The sequence below is a fragment of the Tenuibacillus multivorans genome, assembly GCF_900103915.1.
Classification (GTDB): Bacteria; Bacillota; Bacilli; order Bacillales; family Alkalibacillaceae; genus Tenuibacillus; species Tenuibacillus multivorans.
The window spans coordinates 185,102-199,679 of sequence record NZ_FNIG01000003.1 but is presented as its reverse complement, the minus strand read 5'-3'; the positions used below and the strand labels follow the sequence as shown (position 1 = coordinate 199,679).

The window sequence follows — 14,578 nt, the reverse complement described above, 5'->3', positions numbered from 1 at the left end:
AAAACATGAAGAATCACATCGAACAATTAGTACAATGGTTACAACAGCAAGTTAAAGAAGCGAAAGTTAATGGTCTACTTGTCGGTTTAAGTGGCGGCATTGATTCATCAGTTGTTGCGTATTTAATTAAACAGGCGATGCCTGATCATTCATTAGGTATTATAATGCCCTGTAAAAGCCATGGTCAAGATGAGGATGATGCTCAATTAGTCGCTGAAAGTTCTGGAATTGATTCTGTTACAGTTGATTTAACCGACCAGCATGATCTTTTATTTAATGGCATAAAAACTCAGCTAAAGGATAAAAATGAGTGGAACGAAGAAAAAGAAAGAATGGCTGATGCAAATCTTCGTGCCCGGCTACGTATGAGTACTCTTTATACGATTGCAGCCAATTACAACTACTTAGTGGTCGGAACAGATAATGCTGTGGAATGGTATATTGGATACTTTACAAAATACGGTGATGGTGGCGTCGATTTGGTACCACTTTTACATTACACTAAAACAGAGGTCCGTCAAATAGCTCGAGAGCTAGGTGTTCCTGAACAGATCATTACAAAAGCCCCGAGTGCAGGTCTTTGGGAAGGACAGACAGACGAAAGTGAAATGGGGATTTCTTACGATACGATCGATGCATTTTTGAATGGGGAACAAGTTGATGAAAAAGATGAACAAACAATAATTAACATGCATCAGCGAACGGCTCATAAGCGAGCGTTACCCACATCACCACCGGATTTCCATCATTTCACACTAGAATAAATGAATGTAGAAACACCTCTTATTTCAAACTAATGAAAACGGAGGTGTTTTCATGTTTAAGAAAATAATCTTGTTTTTTAGTATAATATTCCTTAGCGCATGTACTTTCGTCAATCCAGATCGACAAAAAGAAAGTATAAGTGACGGTGAACAAACTACTGAAATTCAGTGGAACCAGGAACAACAAACAACGGATGAGGAGCGTATTCGTTACAATGCTTATCCAAATCCGTATGAATATTATGAACAACGTGAAACTGAAGAATCATTAGGTAATACAGATAATCGTGATAATATTCGAACAGAAGAATTTCGGAGAGAAAATGAACTAAACCGTCAAATTTATTATGAATTGCGTAACATGCGCGAAATTAGAGAAGCTGGCGTATCTGTTCAACAGGATCAAATTTACGTAGCGATAAACTTAGCAAGTCGTGCTGATCGTGATGAAGTCGTTGAAAAAGTTGAAGAAGTCGTTCAAAATATAACTGATAGAACAGATATTACGGTCTATGTCGATATGGAATTTCATAATCGAATTGAAAATCGTAAAAAGGATTAATTCTGAAAAGGAGTTGAACTCCTTTTCAGTTACATAAGAAATTGGGGGAAGAAAATATGAAATTTGCTATTGTGACAGGTGCATCTCGCGGGCTCGGTGAAGAAGTAGCCAAAAATTTATTGAAACAAGACTATAACCTCATGACCATTTCTAGAAAAAGAAAAACCAATGAAATGAAAAATTTAGCAAATGAAAATCGCAAATCTTATTATCATTATTCATGTGACTTAAGTGATTTAGAAAAGCTAAATGACACTCTACATGAAATCATTAGAAAGTTACACGATGAATCAATGGACGAATTACTAATCGTCAATAATGCTGGAATGGTATCGCCAATAGGTCCAGTCGGCACGCTAGAAAACCATGATATTGTTAAGCATGTATCCGTAAACCTTACTGCACTTATGTTGATTGTTAATACAATGAAAAAACATATTACCGCTAACCGGTTGTTTGTAACGAATATTTCTTCTGGCGCAGGTGAGCGTGGCATATATGGATGGAATGCTTATTGTTCAACAAAATCTGCTGTTAATATGTTTACGGAAACAGCTGCAATCGAAGCGGAAGAATTGAATTCAAATGATCTTTATATCGCGTTCAGCCCGGGGATTATGGATACAGATATGCAGAAGGAAATCCGAAGTACAGATGAGGAATCATTTAAAAATGTTGAACAATTTAAACAATACAAAGAAGAAGGTCAGTTAAGAAGTCCAAAAGAAGTGGCAGACATCTTGATGAAATTAATCACGCAACCAGAACAAATTGATAATGGTAAAGTTTATCGGGTATATGATTTAGTTTAATCAGAAAGAGGGAGGAGACAGCATGGCAGGGCATTCAAAATGGCATAATATTAAACATAAAAAGAACGCAAAAGACGCAAAGCGTGGAAAGATTTTTATGAAATTAGCCAAGGAGATTTACGTTGCAGCTAAACAGGGTGGTGACGATTTAGAAACGAATAGTGCATTACGTTTAGCAATCGATAAGGCAAAGGCAAACAATATGCCAAATGATAATATTGATCGTGCAATCAATAAAGCAACCGGAAATTTAGATGGGGAAAACTATGAAGAGATCGTGTATGAAGGTTATGGACCTGGTGGCATCGCGGTCATGGTTGAAACCTTAACCGATAACAAAAACAGAACTGCATCTGAAGTGCGTCACGCGTTTTCCAAAAATAATGGTAACCTCGGTGAAAACGGCTGTGTATCCTTCATGTTCCATAGAAAAGGTTATATCGTGATTAAGCGTGATGATATTGAAGTTGATGAAGATACATTTATGCTAGAAGCCATAGAAGCGGGATGCGAAGAAGTCGAAGCGAATGACGAAGTATACGAAATTTATACAGCAGTTGAGGATTTTGAGGATGTTAAAAACACACTCCAAGAATCTTATCAACTTGAGGTAGCCGAGTTATCGATGTTCCCTGATACGTATACATCGATTTCGGATGATCAATCAGATGATATGGATAATCTGATAGATATGCTAGATGATTTAGATGATGTTCAAGAAGTTCATCATAATATGCAGTAGACCTTCCCTCTCCATTTAGGGGAGGGTTTTCACATTGATAAGGTGATTTAGTCCTAAACATGTTACAATAGTAATAGAACGTTTGTTCATAGGTATAGGAGGAATCACATGTACGCATATATAGATGGGGAATTAATGACGATTAAAGAGGACCATATCGTCATCGATGTATCAGGCATTGGGTATGAGATTTTTAGTCCTAACCCATATCGTTTTCAAGATAAAATTAACGAGCGTGTGAAAGTTTATACATATTTTTATGTTCGAGAAGATACACAAATGATGTATGGTTTTAAAGAGGAAGAAGAGAAGGAATTATTTAAAAAGTTATTAAATGTATCGGGAATTGGTCCGAAAAATGCGCTAAGTATCGTTGGCCAAACATCAGCACATGACTTTGCGATGGCTATAGACCGGGAAGATGACGCTTATTTAACGAAATTCCCAGGAGTGGGTAAGAAAACAGCTAGGCAAATGGTTTTAGATTTAAAAGGAAAAGTAACGGAATGGATGAATGCTCAATCCAGTCAAACGTTAACTGAATCAGTTACACAAGCTACTAGTCATCACATTTATTATGATGAAGCGGTTGAAGCCTTAAAATCTTTAGGTTATTCTGCAAGGGAAATCAACGGCATTTCTAATCAATTAAAAGCATTAGAAGCAAAGTCAACGGATGATGTCATAAAAAAAGGTCTACAATTATTAATGCGATAAAAGTGGGTGAGAGAAGATGGACGACCGTATGGTATCAGGTGAACTTCAGTATGAAGACCATGAAGTCGAACAAAGCTTAAGACCATCGACTTTGTCTCAATATATTGGACAATCGAAAACGAAAGAAAATTTAGGTATTTTTATTGAAGCGGCCCGAATGCGTGAAGAATCACTTGATCATGTATTATTGTATGGCCCACCTGGCTTAGGGAAAACAACATTAGCATCGATTATTGCAAATGAAATGGGTGTGCAATTTCGTACAACATCAGGTCCAGCGATTGAACGTGCCGGTGATTTAGCCGCCATCTTATCATCGTTAGAAGCTGGCGATGTTTTATTTATCGATGAAATTCATCGTTTACCTCGTTCCGTTGAGGAAATTCTTTATCCAGCGATGGAGGACTTTGTTTTAGACATTGTCATTGGTCAGGGCTCTAGTGCACGATCCGTTCGATTAGAGCTTCCGCCATTTACTCTAGTTGGCGCAACAACACGAGCTGGCTTATTATCAGCGCCTTTACGTGATCGGTTCGGGGTACTTAGTCGATTGGAGTTTTATAACGTTGAAGAATTGAGCATGATTATAAATAGGACGGCAGATATTTTTGAAGTGGACATTGATGAAGAGGCAGCAGATGAGATTGCATCACGTTCACGTGGGACGCCACGTATCGCTAACCGCTTGTTAAAACGCGTGCGTGATATTGCTCAGGTTAAGCAAGAAAAAAGTATTACATTTGAAACGACACAAAAAGCGTTATCCATGCTTCAAGTTGATGTAGCAGGGTTAGATCATATTGACCATAAGTATTTGTTAGGCATTATCGATCAATTTCAAGGTGGGCCTGTCGGTTTAGACACGATATCAGCTACAATTGGTGAAGAATCACAAACGATTGAAGATGTTTACGAACCGTTTTTATTACAACAAGGCTTTATTCAACGAACACCTAGAGGTCGAGTCGCAACCTTCAAGGCTTACGAACATTTTGATAGGGAGGTAGAATGACCTTGCCTGGGTTTGGAAAGATCATTATTTTTACAGGTGTTGTTTTAATTATCATTGGCTTAGCTTGGAATTTTATTGGGAAGTTACCAGGTGATATAACCTTTAAAAAGGGTAATACAACCATTTATTTCCCAATTGTGACCTCGATCGTCATCAGTATAATACTTAGCTTAATCTTTTTTATTATCGGTAGGTTTAGATAAAGGGAAGTGAATACGTCATGAATGTAAATGATTTTGATTTTGATTTACCTGAAGAACAGATTGCTCAAACGCCATTAGCGAATCGATCTGACTCACGATTGATGGTATTAAACCGAGAAAATCAAAAGATCGACCACAAATATTTCTATCATATAATCGACTATTTACAGCCTGGGGATTGCTTAGTATTAAACAATACGAAGGTACTTCCTGCTCGGCTTTTTGGACAAAAGGAAGACACGGGTGGCAAGGTTGAAGTGTTACTGCTAACTCAGCAAGAGGGTGACGACTGGGAAGTCCTCGTTAAGCCAGCGAAAAAAGTAAAAATAGGTACCCGGTTATCATTTGGTGATGGACGATTAAAAGCAGTGTGTATTGGTATCAAAGAACATGGCGGTCGTGAAATTCGTTTTGAATATGATGGGATCTTTTTAGAAGTACTTGATCAGCTTGGTGAAATGCCGTTACCACCTTATATTAAAGAACAGCTTGATGATCGTGACCGGTATCAAACTGTTTACGCAGAGGAAGCTGGATCAGCGGCAGCACCGACAGCAGGCCTTCACTTTACAGAGGAGTTATTAGAGCAAATTAAAGCTAAAGGAGTCCATATAGCTAATATCACCCTACATGTGGGTTTGGGAACGTTTCGCCCCGTTCAAGTAGATAACATAGAAGAACACGATATGCATGCTGAGTTTTACCAAATGAATCAAGAGACGGCTGATTTACTCAATCAAGTTAAATCTGATGGGCATAAAATCGTGGCTGTTGGAACAACCTCAGTTCGAACATTAGAAACGATTGCACGTGATGAAAATGGGGTATTTAAAGAAAAAAGTGGCTGGACCGATATTTTTATTTATCCCCCATATAAATTTAAAGCAATTGATGCGATGATTACAAATTTTCATTTACCGAAGTCTACGCTCATCATGCTTGTGAGTGCGTTTTCAACAAAGGATTTTATTTTGAAGGCTTATCAAGAAGCGGTAGTGGAGAAGTATCGATTTTTTAGCTTTGGCGATGCCATGTTAATTTTATAGTAAAGGTGAATCGAACATGACAGCAATAACGTATGAATTGATTAAGACATGCAAACAAACAGGTGCGCGCTTAGGTAGAGTGACAACGCCGCATGGTTCGTTTGAAACACCTGTTTTTATGCCGGTTGGAACATTAGCAACCGTCAAAACGATGGCCCCGGAGGAATTGAAGGAAATGGGGGCGAATATTATATTATCGAACACTTATCACCTTTGGATTAGACCGGGTGAAGATATCGTAGAAGAAGCTGGTGGTCTTCATTCCTTTATGAATTGGGATGGGTCCATTTTAACCGATTCTGGTGGATTCCAGGTATTTAGTTTAAGTGATCGACGTAAGATTCATGAAGAAGGCGTTCACTTTAGAAATCATTTAAGTGGCGAAAAGTTATTTTTATCACCTGAAAAAGCGATGCGCATTCAAAATTCTCTAGGCTCAGATATTATGATGGCTTTTGATGAGTGCCCACCATATCCTGCCTCCCACGAGTATATGGAAAGCTCTGTTAATCGAACAAGCCGTTGGGCGGAACGTTGTTTAGAGGCACACCAAAATAAAGATAAGCAAGGTTTATTTGGAATTGTTCAAGGTGGTAAGTATGAAGATTTAAGAAAACAAAGTGCTCGTGATTTAGTCTCATTGGATTTCCCAGGCTATGCCATTGGCGGATTGTCTGTAGGAGAACCAAAAGATGTAATGAATAACGTATTAGAGTTTACGACACCATTACTACCGTCCGATAAGCCCCGCTATTTAATGGGCGTTGGGTCACCGGATTCATTAGTAGATGGTGCGATACGTGGAGTCGACATGTTTGACTGTGTATTACCGACACGAATTGCCCGCAATGGGACATGTATGACATCCCATGGTCGACTTGTCGTTCGTAATGCGAAATTCGCAAGAGATTTTACACCTTTAGACGAAAATTGTGACTGTTACACATGCCGCAACTATACAAAGGCTTACATTCGTCACTTGATTAAAGCAAATGAAACATTAGGAATTAGACTTACGACTTATCATAACCTGTACTTTTTGGTAAAATTGATGGAGAAAGTGAGAAAAGCCATAAAAGAAGATCGCTTAGGTGATTTTCGAGATCAATTTTTTGATCAATATGGTTTTAATAAACCAAATGCTAAGAATTTCTAGAAAGGAGGGGGATTTGTGGATCTTTTAGGTAGTTTATTACCAATTATTTTATTTATCCTATTGTTCTGGTTGATCTTAATTCGACCGCAACAAAAGCGTCAAAAACAAGTAAGGGAGATGCAATCGAACTTACAAAAAGGAGATCATATTATTACAATTGGCGGCCTGCATGGTAGTGTACATGCTTTAGATGAAGGAACGCTTGTGTTAGAAGTGGAAGATGGAACGAAACTTACATATGATCGTTCTGCTGTACGCGAAGTCGTACAATCAAATTAATCATAAAGAGCCGAACTTAATCAAAGGTTCGGCTCTTTTAATGCATTTATGTCTTCCGTGTATTAACGCCAAGCATGCTGCCGACTGTCGCTGCAATGATAAAAATTAAAAAGTAGAGTAATTGACTATCATACATCCACGTATTTTGTGCTAGAAACTGATAAAGAACGATCCCAATGGTATAGATAACCCCAACAATGACCCCTGTCATCCAACCTTTTTCTTCTGTTTTACGTCCACCGATAAAGCCTCCAATCATTAAAACTAAGACACTCGTAATAAAACTTGTCCACCTAAAAGCTGAATCAGACATACTCGAGAAGTTTACGATTAGTGCGATGATTAAACTGCAAACCAGCATAAAACCTATGATCGCAACGACTCCTACAAGACTCGCTTTCATTCTGTCACCCATTTGCTAAACCTCCTTATTATTAATATCATAACGCCAACCTGGCGAGGATTCTTTAGTATAAAATATGCATGTTTCATAGAGAAAAGACGTATTTATTTCATAAGGGATAATTGCAAAAGGGGATAAAATAATGGAAGCCATATTAGTTATCACGATTTTCGTCATTAGTTACGTCTTTTTATTGTTAGACAGAATTAATCGCGCATTAGTGGCAGCGACGGGTGCAGCTCTTATGGTGTTATTCGGTGTTTTTTCATGGGACGAGGCATTATCATCATACGTCGACTGGAGCACGATTGCGCTGTTATTTTCGATGATGGTGATGATCTCGATAACACAACGGACAGGTATATTTGAGTTTATTGCCCTTTGGATGATTAAAAAAGTAAGTGGCAAGCCTGTTGCATTATTTTTTTGGATTGGCGCTTTAACGGCTATTGGATCAGCCTTATTAGACAATGTGACAACGGTGTTACTTTTAGTACCAGTCCTACTACATATGGTTAAACAACTCAAACTTTCATCGTTTCCATATTTAGTGAACGTTATTATCAGTTCGAATATAGGTGGTACAGCAACGATGATTGGGGACCCTCCGAACATTATGATTGGACAAGCTGTACCCTATTTTGATTTTCTGGATTTTATTCAACATTTAGGACCAGTTGTTGTTATCATTCACGGGGTGACAATGATTTTGCTTTATTTCATGTTTAGAAGGGTACTATTAACAGGTGATACAATTGATGAATCCTTTATACGTTCGTTAAAACCAACTGATTCGCTACGTGTATCACCACTTTTATACCAATCCATTACGATTCTAGTACTGACTATTGTTGCTTTTACCTTTCATGGATTTTTACACGTCGAGCTTACGACCATTGCCATTATATCTGCTTTATTAATGCTACTCATATCTGAAAAGGATGAATCGAGTGAAGTTGTGTTTCAGAAAGTAGAGTGGACGACATTATTTTTCTTTATCGGTTTATTTGTCTTAGTAGGTGGTTTAGAGAAGGCAGGAATTATCGATCGAATTGCTTATACTTTTATTGATTGGACTGAGGGAGATGCCCTAATGTCGTCTGTAGTTATTCTGTGGTCAGCAGGTATTCTATCGGGATTTGTTGATAATATCCCTTATGTTGCCTCAATGATTCCGGTGATTGAAGAGTTTCAAACATTTGGTGTGAGTCCAATTGACCCTTTATGGTGGTCCTTGGCACTTGGGGCGTGTTTAGGTGGAAATGGGTCATTACTTGGTGCCTCAGCTAATGTTGTTGTAGCAGGGATTGCGAGCACGCAACAAGAGAAAATTAGCTTTATTAAATTTATGCTAATTGGACTCTTCATTGTCTTGATTTCATTAATCATCTCAACGATTTATGTATTAACCCGTTATTTTCTTTAAAAGATTCGCTGTATAAACGTGATTCTTGTGGACATATTAAGGGCGAATATATGTAAAGGTTGAGACGAAATGTTTGAAGATATATGGCTTTTAATTATTCGTACGCTTGGTGTTTATATCGCAATTTTTATTGTATTTCGATTAATGGGCAAACGGGAAATTGGTGAATTAAGTGTTATGGATTTAGTCGTCTTTATCATGCTAGCTGAGATCGCCATTTTCTCAATTGAGAATACTGAGGATTCATTTTTCTTATTATTAACCCCCATGCTTGTCTTATTAGTTGTTCAACGATTTACGGCCTTCCTTTCCCTTAAAAGTAATAGATTTAGGGAATTCTTAGATGGAAGGCCTTCTGTTATTATACGTAATGGAAAAATTAATGAACGCGAAATGAAGCGTCAGCGTTATAATATGGACGATTTACTCGTTCAGCTAAGGGAAAATGGGATTATTGATTTAAGAGAGATTGAGCTTGCCATTCTTGAGACGAGTGGCAAGCTTTCTGTCTTTGAAAAAAAGGATCACCCACCGTCTATTATCGAACCAGTGATTATTGACGGTGAAATCCAGCAACGAACATTGGAGAAATACAATTTAACGAAAGAAGAATTAATCAAAATGTTTGAATCACGAGGTGTACATGACTTTAAACAAATTTCACTTGCTCAATTGAATGACGATCATCAATTGTTTATCGATATTAAAAACTAACGACGACTTTTACTCAATTGTTGCCATTCTTCTTTAGATACAATTCGTAAAATGACGAGTCCGATAAAATAAGCGATGCATAGAATCATAATGGCCAAAGCTAAATAAATAATGTTCGGGCTTGCTCCCCAAGTTTCTTGAAGCTTTGAGCCAATGTAATATAGACCCGCCAGAAGACCAACCATTTTAAACAGTAGACCAACTGGTATTTTAAATCCGATTGTTTTATATAGGGTTATAAAATGTAAAGTTGTGACAACAACGACCCCAACAATAATGGCAATGACAACTCCGTTTATTCCAAATGAAGGCTTCGTCGCCAATAGCCATAGGGCAGATAACTTCACAACTGATCCAATTAAGCTATTGATCATGGCTTGCTTGGCATAGTTTAAGGCCTGAAGGGCGGCTTGTAATGGCCCTTGGAAATAAAGCAATAGGAAAAATGGTGCCATAAAGCTCAAAAAGGTTGTCCCATCAACATTGCCGTAAACGATGCTTAGGAGTGGTTGTGCATATAGCATGAACACAATCGTCACTAAGCCACCTGAAGCGTAGGATAATCGCAAAGCTTGTCTAATACGATAATGAACTGAGCCTTGATGATTTAATGCATTAAACTCACTCACAGAAGGAATAAGAGCGACTGATAATGAGTGTGTAATAAAAGTCGGCAGTAATAATAAAGGTAAAACGTAACCCGTTAATTGGCCATAGGCTGAGGTACTTTGTGACACAGTATATCCAGCGATAAACAAACTTTGTGAGACTAAGATTGGCTCTAAAAAATATGTGACAGAGCCGATTAATCGTGTCCCTGCCGTTGGTATAGCAATTTTCATAATATCTGATACGGATTGCCTTAACTGTGGAAACGAGAATTTTGTGAATATGGATACCGGTCTTTGCCAATCTGTTTTAAAACAATAGTACATGTAGCCAAGTGAAGCTAATTCCCCAATCACAACAGCAAACATGGCTCCGCCTGCTGCATAGGAAATACCGAATGGCAGCATAATCTGAATAAATATAAAGACTAAACTGATCCGTACGACTTGTTCAATGACTTGTGCGGCTGCTTGTGGCTTCATATTTTGTTTACCTTGAAAGTATCCGCGGATGACGGCAGAAATAGCGACAATCGGTATAATTGGACTAATCATGAGCATCGGTATATACGTACGCTCGTCCAATAATAAATGATTTGACACAATAGGTGCTAGAGCAATGAATGCCAAAGTCAAGATAACACTTAAAGATATGGTGATGGAAAATGATATAAATAAAATCTTTTTAATACGTTGGGTATCCTTTTGAATACTTGCCTCAGCAACTAACTTGGATACAGCAATAGGTATACCAATTTGTGACAATGTGATCATTAAAAAGAGAGCCGGTAAGGCTAACATATAAACGCCGACGCCCTCATCACCTAGAAGACGTGCCAATACGATACGGTTTACAAAACCTAAAAGACGACTAATCATGCCAGCGACTATTAAAATTAATGCACCTTTGATGAATGTTTGTTTTGTCATTTTTTGAAAGCCTACCTTCTCAAAGAGATGAAAATTCGGTACAATAATGTATATGCTAATAGATGTACAAGTCATGACACCGACTTTCGGTTAATGAAGGAGGAAATTCGCTTGGATCCAATGGTGCAACACGTTGACGTATGGAGACCATATATTAAAGACGTTTTACAAAGTAAAGTAAGCGAGTTAAAATTGTTAGGGTATGATGCCGCAAATGAAACAGAGGTTTGGGAATGCTTAAAGAAGAAAGTTTGGAAAAAGGAACAAGAAAAACCATTGTTCCAAGTTGTACAAGATATATTACATTTAAGTGGAAATATCTATATGAGCTATTTAACTGTACAAAGTCAGCAACACACCGATTTAATGGCTCAAATTGAAGCCTTAACAAGTTCTGAAAAACAATAAAGTCGTGACCAGGAAGGTTTTTAAGGGGGCAGTACATATGGGCAGAAAGGGCAGAATAGTCGCCTTTTTTCTAATTGTAATTATATTGGGGGGTCTAATAGGCTCAACAACAAATTCAGTTGCAAAAGGAATACCACTTGGTTTAGATCTCCAAGGCGGTTTTGAATTACTATATGAAGTAGAACCACAAGGTGATGGAGAAGTTAACGATACACTGTTAGATGCGGTGGTATCTAGTTTATATGAACGTGTCGATATTTTAGGGGTTAATGAACCTCAAATTGATATCGAAGGAGATAACCGGATACGCGTCCAGTTAGCTGGTGTCGAGAACCAGAACGAAGCGAGAGAAATACTCTCGACAACAGCTCAGCTTTCGTTCCGTGATGTTAATGATAAATTATATTTTGATGGATCGGAAATCGTTCCAGGAAGTGCACAACAGGATTTTGGTCCAACGAATAAACCTGTTGTAAATTTGGAAGTCAACAGAAACTTTGAAAATAGTGATTATGAAAATTTTGGAGCCGTTTCGAGGGCTATTGTTGACAATTTTGGTACTAGTGGTCAACTCGTTATTTGGATGGACTATGAGGAAGGCGATTCTTTTGAAGCAGAAATGCAAAAGCCTGAGGAGCAACAGAAAATCATTTCTGCCCCAACATTTAGTAATGGACCAATTGCCAGTAATAATATACAGATTACTAATATGGCATCTATTGAAGAAGCCAAACAGTTAGCTGATTTACTTAATGCAGGTTCTCTACCAGCAGATTTAAATGAAATTTACTCATTTTCAGTTGGGGCACAATTTGGTGAACAGGCGTTAGATAAAACGGTATTTGCGAGTATAATTGGGGTTATTTTAATCTTCCTATATATGATTGTTTATTATCGTTTTCTAGGTGTTATTGCTTCGATTACATTAAGTGTTTACATCTTCTTAATCCTAGCGGTGTTTAACTTAATAAATGGTGTTCTAACATTACCAGGTATTGCTGCACTTGTACTCGGTGTCGGTATGGCTGTTGATGCCAATATTATTACGTACGAACGCATTAAAGAAGAACTAAAAGCTGGTAAAACGACATTATCTGCCTTTAAAGCTGGTAATAAACGTTCACTTGCAACAATACTGGATGCTAACATTACAACGATATTAGCGGCAATCGTACTATTTATTTTTGGTACAAGCTCGGTTAAAGGTTTTGCGACGATGTTAATTATTAGTATTGTGTTAAGCTTTATTACCGCTGTTTACTTAACGCGTTTGTTACTTGGTCTTTGGGTCAATAGTAAATTCCTAAATAAAAGACCGAAATGGTTTGGTGTTAATCCAAAAGAGATTAAAGATATTACAAAAGGTGAAGAGGTTAAACCGCATGTATTTGGAAAAACATTTAATTTTGTGAAGCATCGTAAGAAATTTTTCATGATTTCCATTGGGTTAGTTTTAATAGGTGTCATCTTCTTAACCTTTAGAGGTCTAAATTTAGGCATTGATTTTGTTGCCGGGACACGTGTCGAAGTATTAGGCGATCAGCCACTAACAACTGAAATGGTTGAAGAACAATTCGGCGAGTTAGGTATAGAACCAAAACAAGTCGTGATTGCTGGTGAAGATCAGGACATTGGAATGGCACGCTTTGACACAGTCTTAAGTAAAGATCAAATAGCGGAGGTCAACTCACACTTTAGTGAGCAATATGGTAATGCGCCAAATGTGAGTACGGTCACGCCAAAGGTTGGTCGCGAGCTGGCGATGAATGCCGTAAAGGCTGTCATATATGCATCAATTGGTATCATTATATATGTCGCATTCCGATTTGAACTATTCTTTGCGATCACGGCGATCATTGCACTATTACATGATGCATTCTTTATACTCGCATTATTTAGTGTGTTCCAATTTGAGTTTAGTGTCATTATTATAGCTGCTATCTTAACCATTGTCGGTTATTCGATTAATGACACGATTGTCACCTTTGACCGGATTAGGGAAAATCTCCGGATGGAAAAACGTGTCAAAACCTTTAAGCAACTTGGTCATGTCGTGAATAAAAGTTTAATGCAGACACTGGCCCGGAGTTTCAATACAGTTATTACTGTTGTGTTTGCTGCCTTGATGTTATTTATCTTTGGTGCTCAAGCGATTACCTACTTTTCATTCGCATTAATTGTTGGGTTAACCGCGGGTACTTATTCTTCTCTATTCTTAGCCGCACAACTATGGTTAGTATGGAGAGGTAAAAACATTGACAATAAACCAGTTGACTTTAGAAAGAAACAAAAAACTGACGGACCACAAGTATAAATACAGGCAGACTTAGCCATTTTGGTTAAGTCTGTTTTTGTTTTTCTAATTATCTTGAATTCGCTTTAATTAATAAAGACATAATAAATTTACTAGGTATTGAGAGGAGCTGAGTCAATGAAACAGCAATCATGGATTATTATTTCTATCATCTTTGCGGTCTTAATAGCTATTTTCGCTGTCATTAATGTTGAGGCAGTTGAAGTGGACTTCTTATTCATAACAACAGATGTACCACTGATTCTTGTTATCTTAATATCTGTCTTAATGGGCGCACTCTTAATCGTGGGCTTTAGTTTTTCAAAGATCTATCAACTCCAACGTCAGGTTAAGTCACTAAAAGAAGAGAAGAGACAGATTAATGAAGGACCTGATTCGTACCATTTACCAGACGACGACACAGATGAGCCTCATTCTAACGATTTAAATGGATCTTAATCAACACTACCTCATTGATACCCCTAATAAGCTCTAGTATAATG

The 14,578-nt window shown here is 37.7% G+C and carries 17 protein-coding genes; 15 read left to right on the top strand and 2 right to left on the bottom strand.

What is annotated here, in order from left to right; genetic code table 11:
- Nucleotides 1-5 precede the first annotated feature (5 nt).
- The 10 genes from nadE (at nt 6) to yajC (ending at nt 7,293) form a co-directional block, all read left to right on the top strand.
- Nucleotides 6-764: an NAD(+) synthase gene (gene nadE, locus BLP77_RS05955; RefSeq protein WP_093856206.1), complete on the top strand. Its 759-nt coding sequence runs from the start codon at nt 6-8 to the stop codon at nt 762-764.
- A gap of 52 nt (nt 765-816) precedes the next feature.
- Nucleotides 817-1,326 carry a YhcN/YlaJ family sporulation lipoprotein gene (locus BLP77_RS05950; protein ID WP_093856205.1) on the top strand — a complete coding sequence of 170 codons (510 nt, stop codon included), beginning with the start codon at nt 817-819 and terminating at the stop codon, nt 1,324-1,326.
- Nucleotides 1,327-1,382: 56 nt separating this feature from the next.
- Nucleotides 1,383-2,138 carry a (S)-benzoin forming benzil reductase gene (locus BLP77_RS05945; protein ID WP_093856204.1) on the top strand — a complete coding sequence of 252 codons (756 nt, stop codon included), beginning with the start codon at nt 1,383-1,385 and terminating at the stop codon, nt 2,136-2,138.
- A gap of 22 nt (nt 2,139-2,160) precedes the next feature.
- Nucleotides 2,161-2,880 carry a YebC/PmpR family DNA-binding transcriptional regulator gene (locus BLP77_RS05940; protein WP_093856203.1) on the top strand — a complete coding sequence of 240 codons (720 nt, stop codon included), beginning with the start codon at nt 2,161-2,163 and terminating at the stop codon, nt 2,878-2,880.
- A gap of 108 nt (nt 2,881-2,988) precedes the next feature.
- A complete protein-coding gene (ruvA, locus tag BLP77_RS05935; RefSeq protein ID WP_093856202.1) occupies nt 2,989-3,597 on the top strand; it encodes a Holliday junction branch migration protein RuvA in 609 nt (202 codons plus the stop codon).
- A gap of 16 nt (nt 3,598-3,613) precedes the next feature.
- Entirely contained in the window at nt 3,614-4,609 is a 996-nt protein-coding gene (ruvB, locus tag BLP77_RS05930) for a Holliday junction branch migration DNA helicase RuvB (RefSeq protein WP_093856201.1), read from the top strand.
- Between the two features lie 2 nt (nt 4,610-4,611).
- Nucleotides 4,612-4,812 carry a DUF2905 domain-containing protein gene (locus tag BLP77_RS05925; RefSeq protein ID WP_245686815.1) on the top strand — a complete coding sequence of 67 codons (201 nt, stop codon included), beginning with the start codon at nt 4,612-4,614 and terminating at the stop codon, nt 4,810-4,812.
- Between the two features lie 17 nt (nt 4,813-4,829).
- Nucleotides 4,830-5,858 (top strand): tRNA preQ1(34) S-adenosylmethionine ribosyltransferase-isomerase QueA, encoded by a 1,029-nt coding sequence (gene queA, locus BLP77_RS05920; protein WP_093856199.1) that lies wholly within the window; start codon nt 4,830-4,832, stop codon nt 5,856-5,858.
- A 16-nt stretch (nt 5,859-5,874) separates the two neighbouring features.
- Nucleotides 5,875-7,014: a tRNA guanosine(34) transglycosylase Tgt gene (tgt, locus tag BLP77_RS05915; RefSeq protein ID WP_093856198.1), complete on the top strand. Its 1,140-nt coding sequence runs from the start codon at nt 5,875-5,877 to the stop codon at nt 7,012-7,014.
- Nucleotides 7,015-7,029: 15 nt separating this feature from the next.
- On the top strand, nt 7,030-7,293 hold the full coding sequence (gene yajC / locus BLP77_RS05910) for a preprotein translocase subunit YajC (RefSeq protein ID WP_093856197.1): 264 nt from the start codon (nt 7,030-7,032) through the stop codon (nt 7,291-7,293).
- Between the two features lie 46 nt (nt 7,294-7,339).
- On the opposite strand, the gene BLP77_RS05905 is transcribed toward yajC, so the two are convergent.
- The gene (locus BLP77_RS05905) at nt 7,340-7,708 is read right to left on the bottom strand and encodes a TIGR04086 family membrane protein (protein ID WP_093856196.1); all 369 of its coding nucleotides are present in this window, start codon (nt 7,706-7,708) and stop codon (nt 7,340-7,342) included.
- Between the two features lie 106 nt (nt 7,709-7,814).
- Between BLP77_RS05905 and BLP77_RS05900 the strand changes: the two genes are divergently transcribed.
- Both BLP77_RS05900 and BLP77_RS05895 read left to right on the top strand, forming a co-directional pair.
- Complete coding sequence (locus BLP77_RS05900) at nt 7,815-9,122, top strand: ArsB/NhaD family transporter (protein ID WP_342668918.1); 1,308 nt, start codon at nt 7,815-7,817, stop codon at nt 9,120-9,122.
- Nucleotides 9,123-9,191: 69 nt separating this feature from the next.
- Nucleotides 9,192-9,836 carry a DUF421 domain-containing protein gene (locus BLP77_RS05895; protein WP_093856194.1) on the top strand — a complete coding sequence of 215 codons (645 nt, stop codon included), beginning with the start codon at nt 9,192-9,194 and terminating at the stop codon, nt 9,834-9,836.
- Here BLP77_RS05895 and spoVB read toward each other — a convergent pair.
- Nucleotides 9,833-11,374, bottom strand: a complete 1,542-nt coding sequence (gene spoVB / locus BLP77_RS05890) for a stage V sporulation protein B (RefSeq protein ID WP_093856193.1) — start codon at nt 11,372-11,374, stop codon at nt 9,833-9,835. The genes BLP77_RS05895 and spoVB overlap by 4 nt on opposite strands.
- Nucleotides 11,375-11,494: 120 nt before the next feature.
- On the opposite strand from spoVB, the gene BLP77_RS05885 reads away from it, so the two are divergent.
- From BLP77_RS05885 to BLP77_RS05875, 3 genes are all read left to right on the top strand, one after another.
- Nucleotides 11,495-11,782: a post-transcriptional regulator gene (locus tag BLP77_RS05885; protein WP_093856421.1), complete on the top strand. Its 288-nt coding sequence runs from the start codon at nt 11,495-11,497 to the stop codon at nt 11,780-11,782.
- A gap of 37 nt (nt 11,783-11,819) precedes the next feature.
- The gene (gene secDF / locus BLP77_RS05880) at nt 11,820-14,096 is read left to right on the top strand and encodes a protein translocase subunit SecDF (RefSeq protein ID WP_093856192.1); all 2,277 of its coding nucleotides are present in this window, start codon (nt 11,820-11,822) and stop codon (nt 14,094-14,096) included.
- A gap of 117 nt (nt 14,097-14,213) precedes the next feature.
- Nucleotides 14,214-14,534, top strand: coding sequence for a LapA family protein (locus BLP77_RS05875; RefSeq protein ID WP_093856191.1), 321 nt, complete (start codon nt 14,214-14,216; stop codon nt 14,532-14,534).
- Nucleotides 14,535-14,578: the final 44 nt, after the last annotated feature.

Excerpts from the sequence above, each read along its gene's own strand:
- nadE (WP_093856206.1), top strand. The coding sequence starts at position 6 with ATGAAGAATCACATCGAACAATTAGTACAATGGTTACAACAGCAAGTT.
- BLP77_RS05950 (WP_093856205.1), top strand. The coding sequence starts at position 817 with ATGTTTAAGAAAATAATCTTGTTTTTTAGTATAATATTCCTTAGCGCA.
- BLP77_RS05945 (WP_093856204.1), top strand. The coding sequence starts at position 1,383 with ATGAAATTTGCTATTGTGACAGGTGCATCTCGCGGGCTCGGTGAAGAA.
- BLP77_RS05940 (WP_093856203.1), top strand. The coding sequence starts at position 2,161 with ATGGCAGGGCATTCAAAATGGCATAATATTAAACATAAAAAGAACGCA.
- ruvA (WP_093856202.1), top strand. The coding sequence starts at position 2,989 with ATGTACGCATATATAGATGGGGAATTAATGACGATTAAAGAGGACCAT.
- ruvB (WP_093856201.1), top strand. The coding sequence starts at position 3,614 with ATGGACGACCGTATGGTATCAGGTGAACTTCAGTATGAAGACCATGAA.
- queA (WP_093856199.1), top strand. The coding sequence starts at position 4,830 with ATGAATGTAAATGATTTTGATTTTGATTTACCTGAAGAACAGATTGCT.
- tgt (WP_093856198.1), top strand. The coding sequence starts at position 5,875 with ATGACAGCAATAACGTATGAATTGATTAAGACATGCAAACAAACAGGT.
- BLP77_RS05905 (WP_093856196.1), bottom strand. The coding sequence starts at position 7,708 with ATGGGTGACAGAATGAAAGCGAGTCTTGTAGGAGTCGTTGCGATCATA.
- BLP77_RS05895 (WP_093856194.1), top strand. The coding sequence starts at position 9,192 with ATGTTTGAAGATATATGGCTTTTAATTATTCGTACGCTTGGTGTTTAT.
- spoVB (WP_093856193.1), bottom strand. The coding sequence starts at position 11,374 with ATGACAAAACAAACATTCATCAAAGGTGCATTAATTTTAATAGTCGCT.
- BLP77_RS05885 (WP_093856421.1), top strand. The coding sequence starts at position 11,495 with ATGGTGCAACACGTTGACGTATGGAGACCATATATTAAAGACGTTTTA.
- secDF (WP_093856192.1), top strand. The coding sequence starts at position 11,820 with ATGGGCAGAAAGGGCAGAATAGTCGCCTTTTTTCTAATTGTAATTATA.
- BLP77_RS05875 (WP_093856191.1), top strand. The coding sequence starts at position 14,214 with ATGAAACAGCAATCATGGATTATTATTTCTATCATCTTTGCGGTCTTA.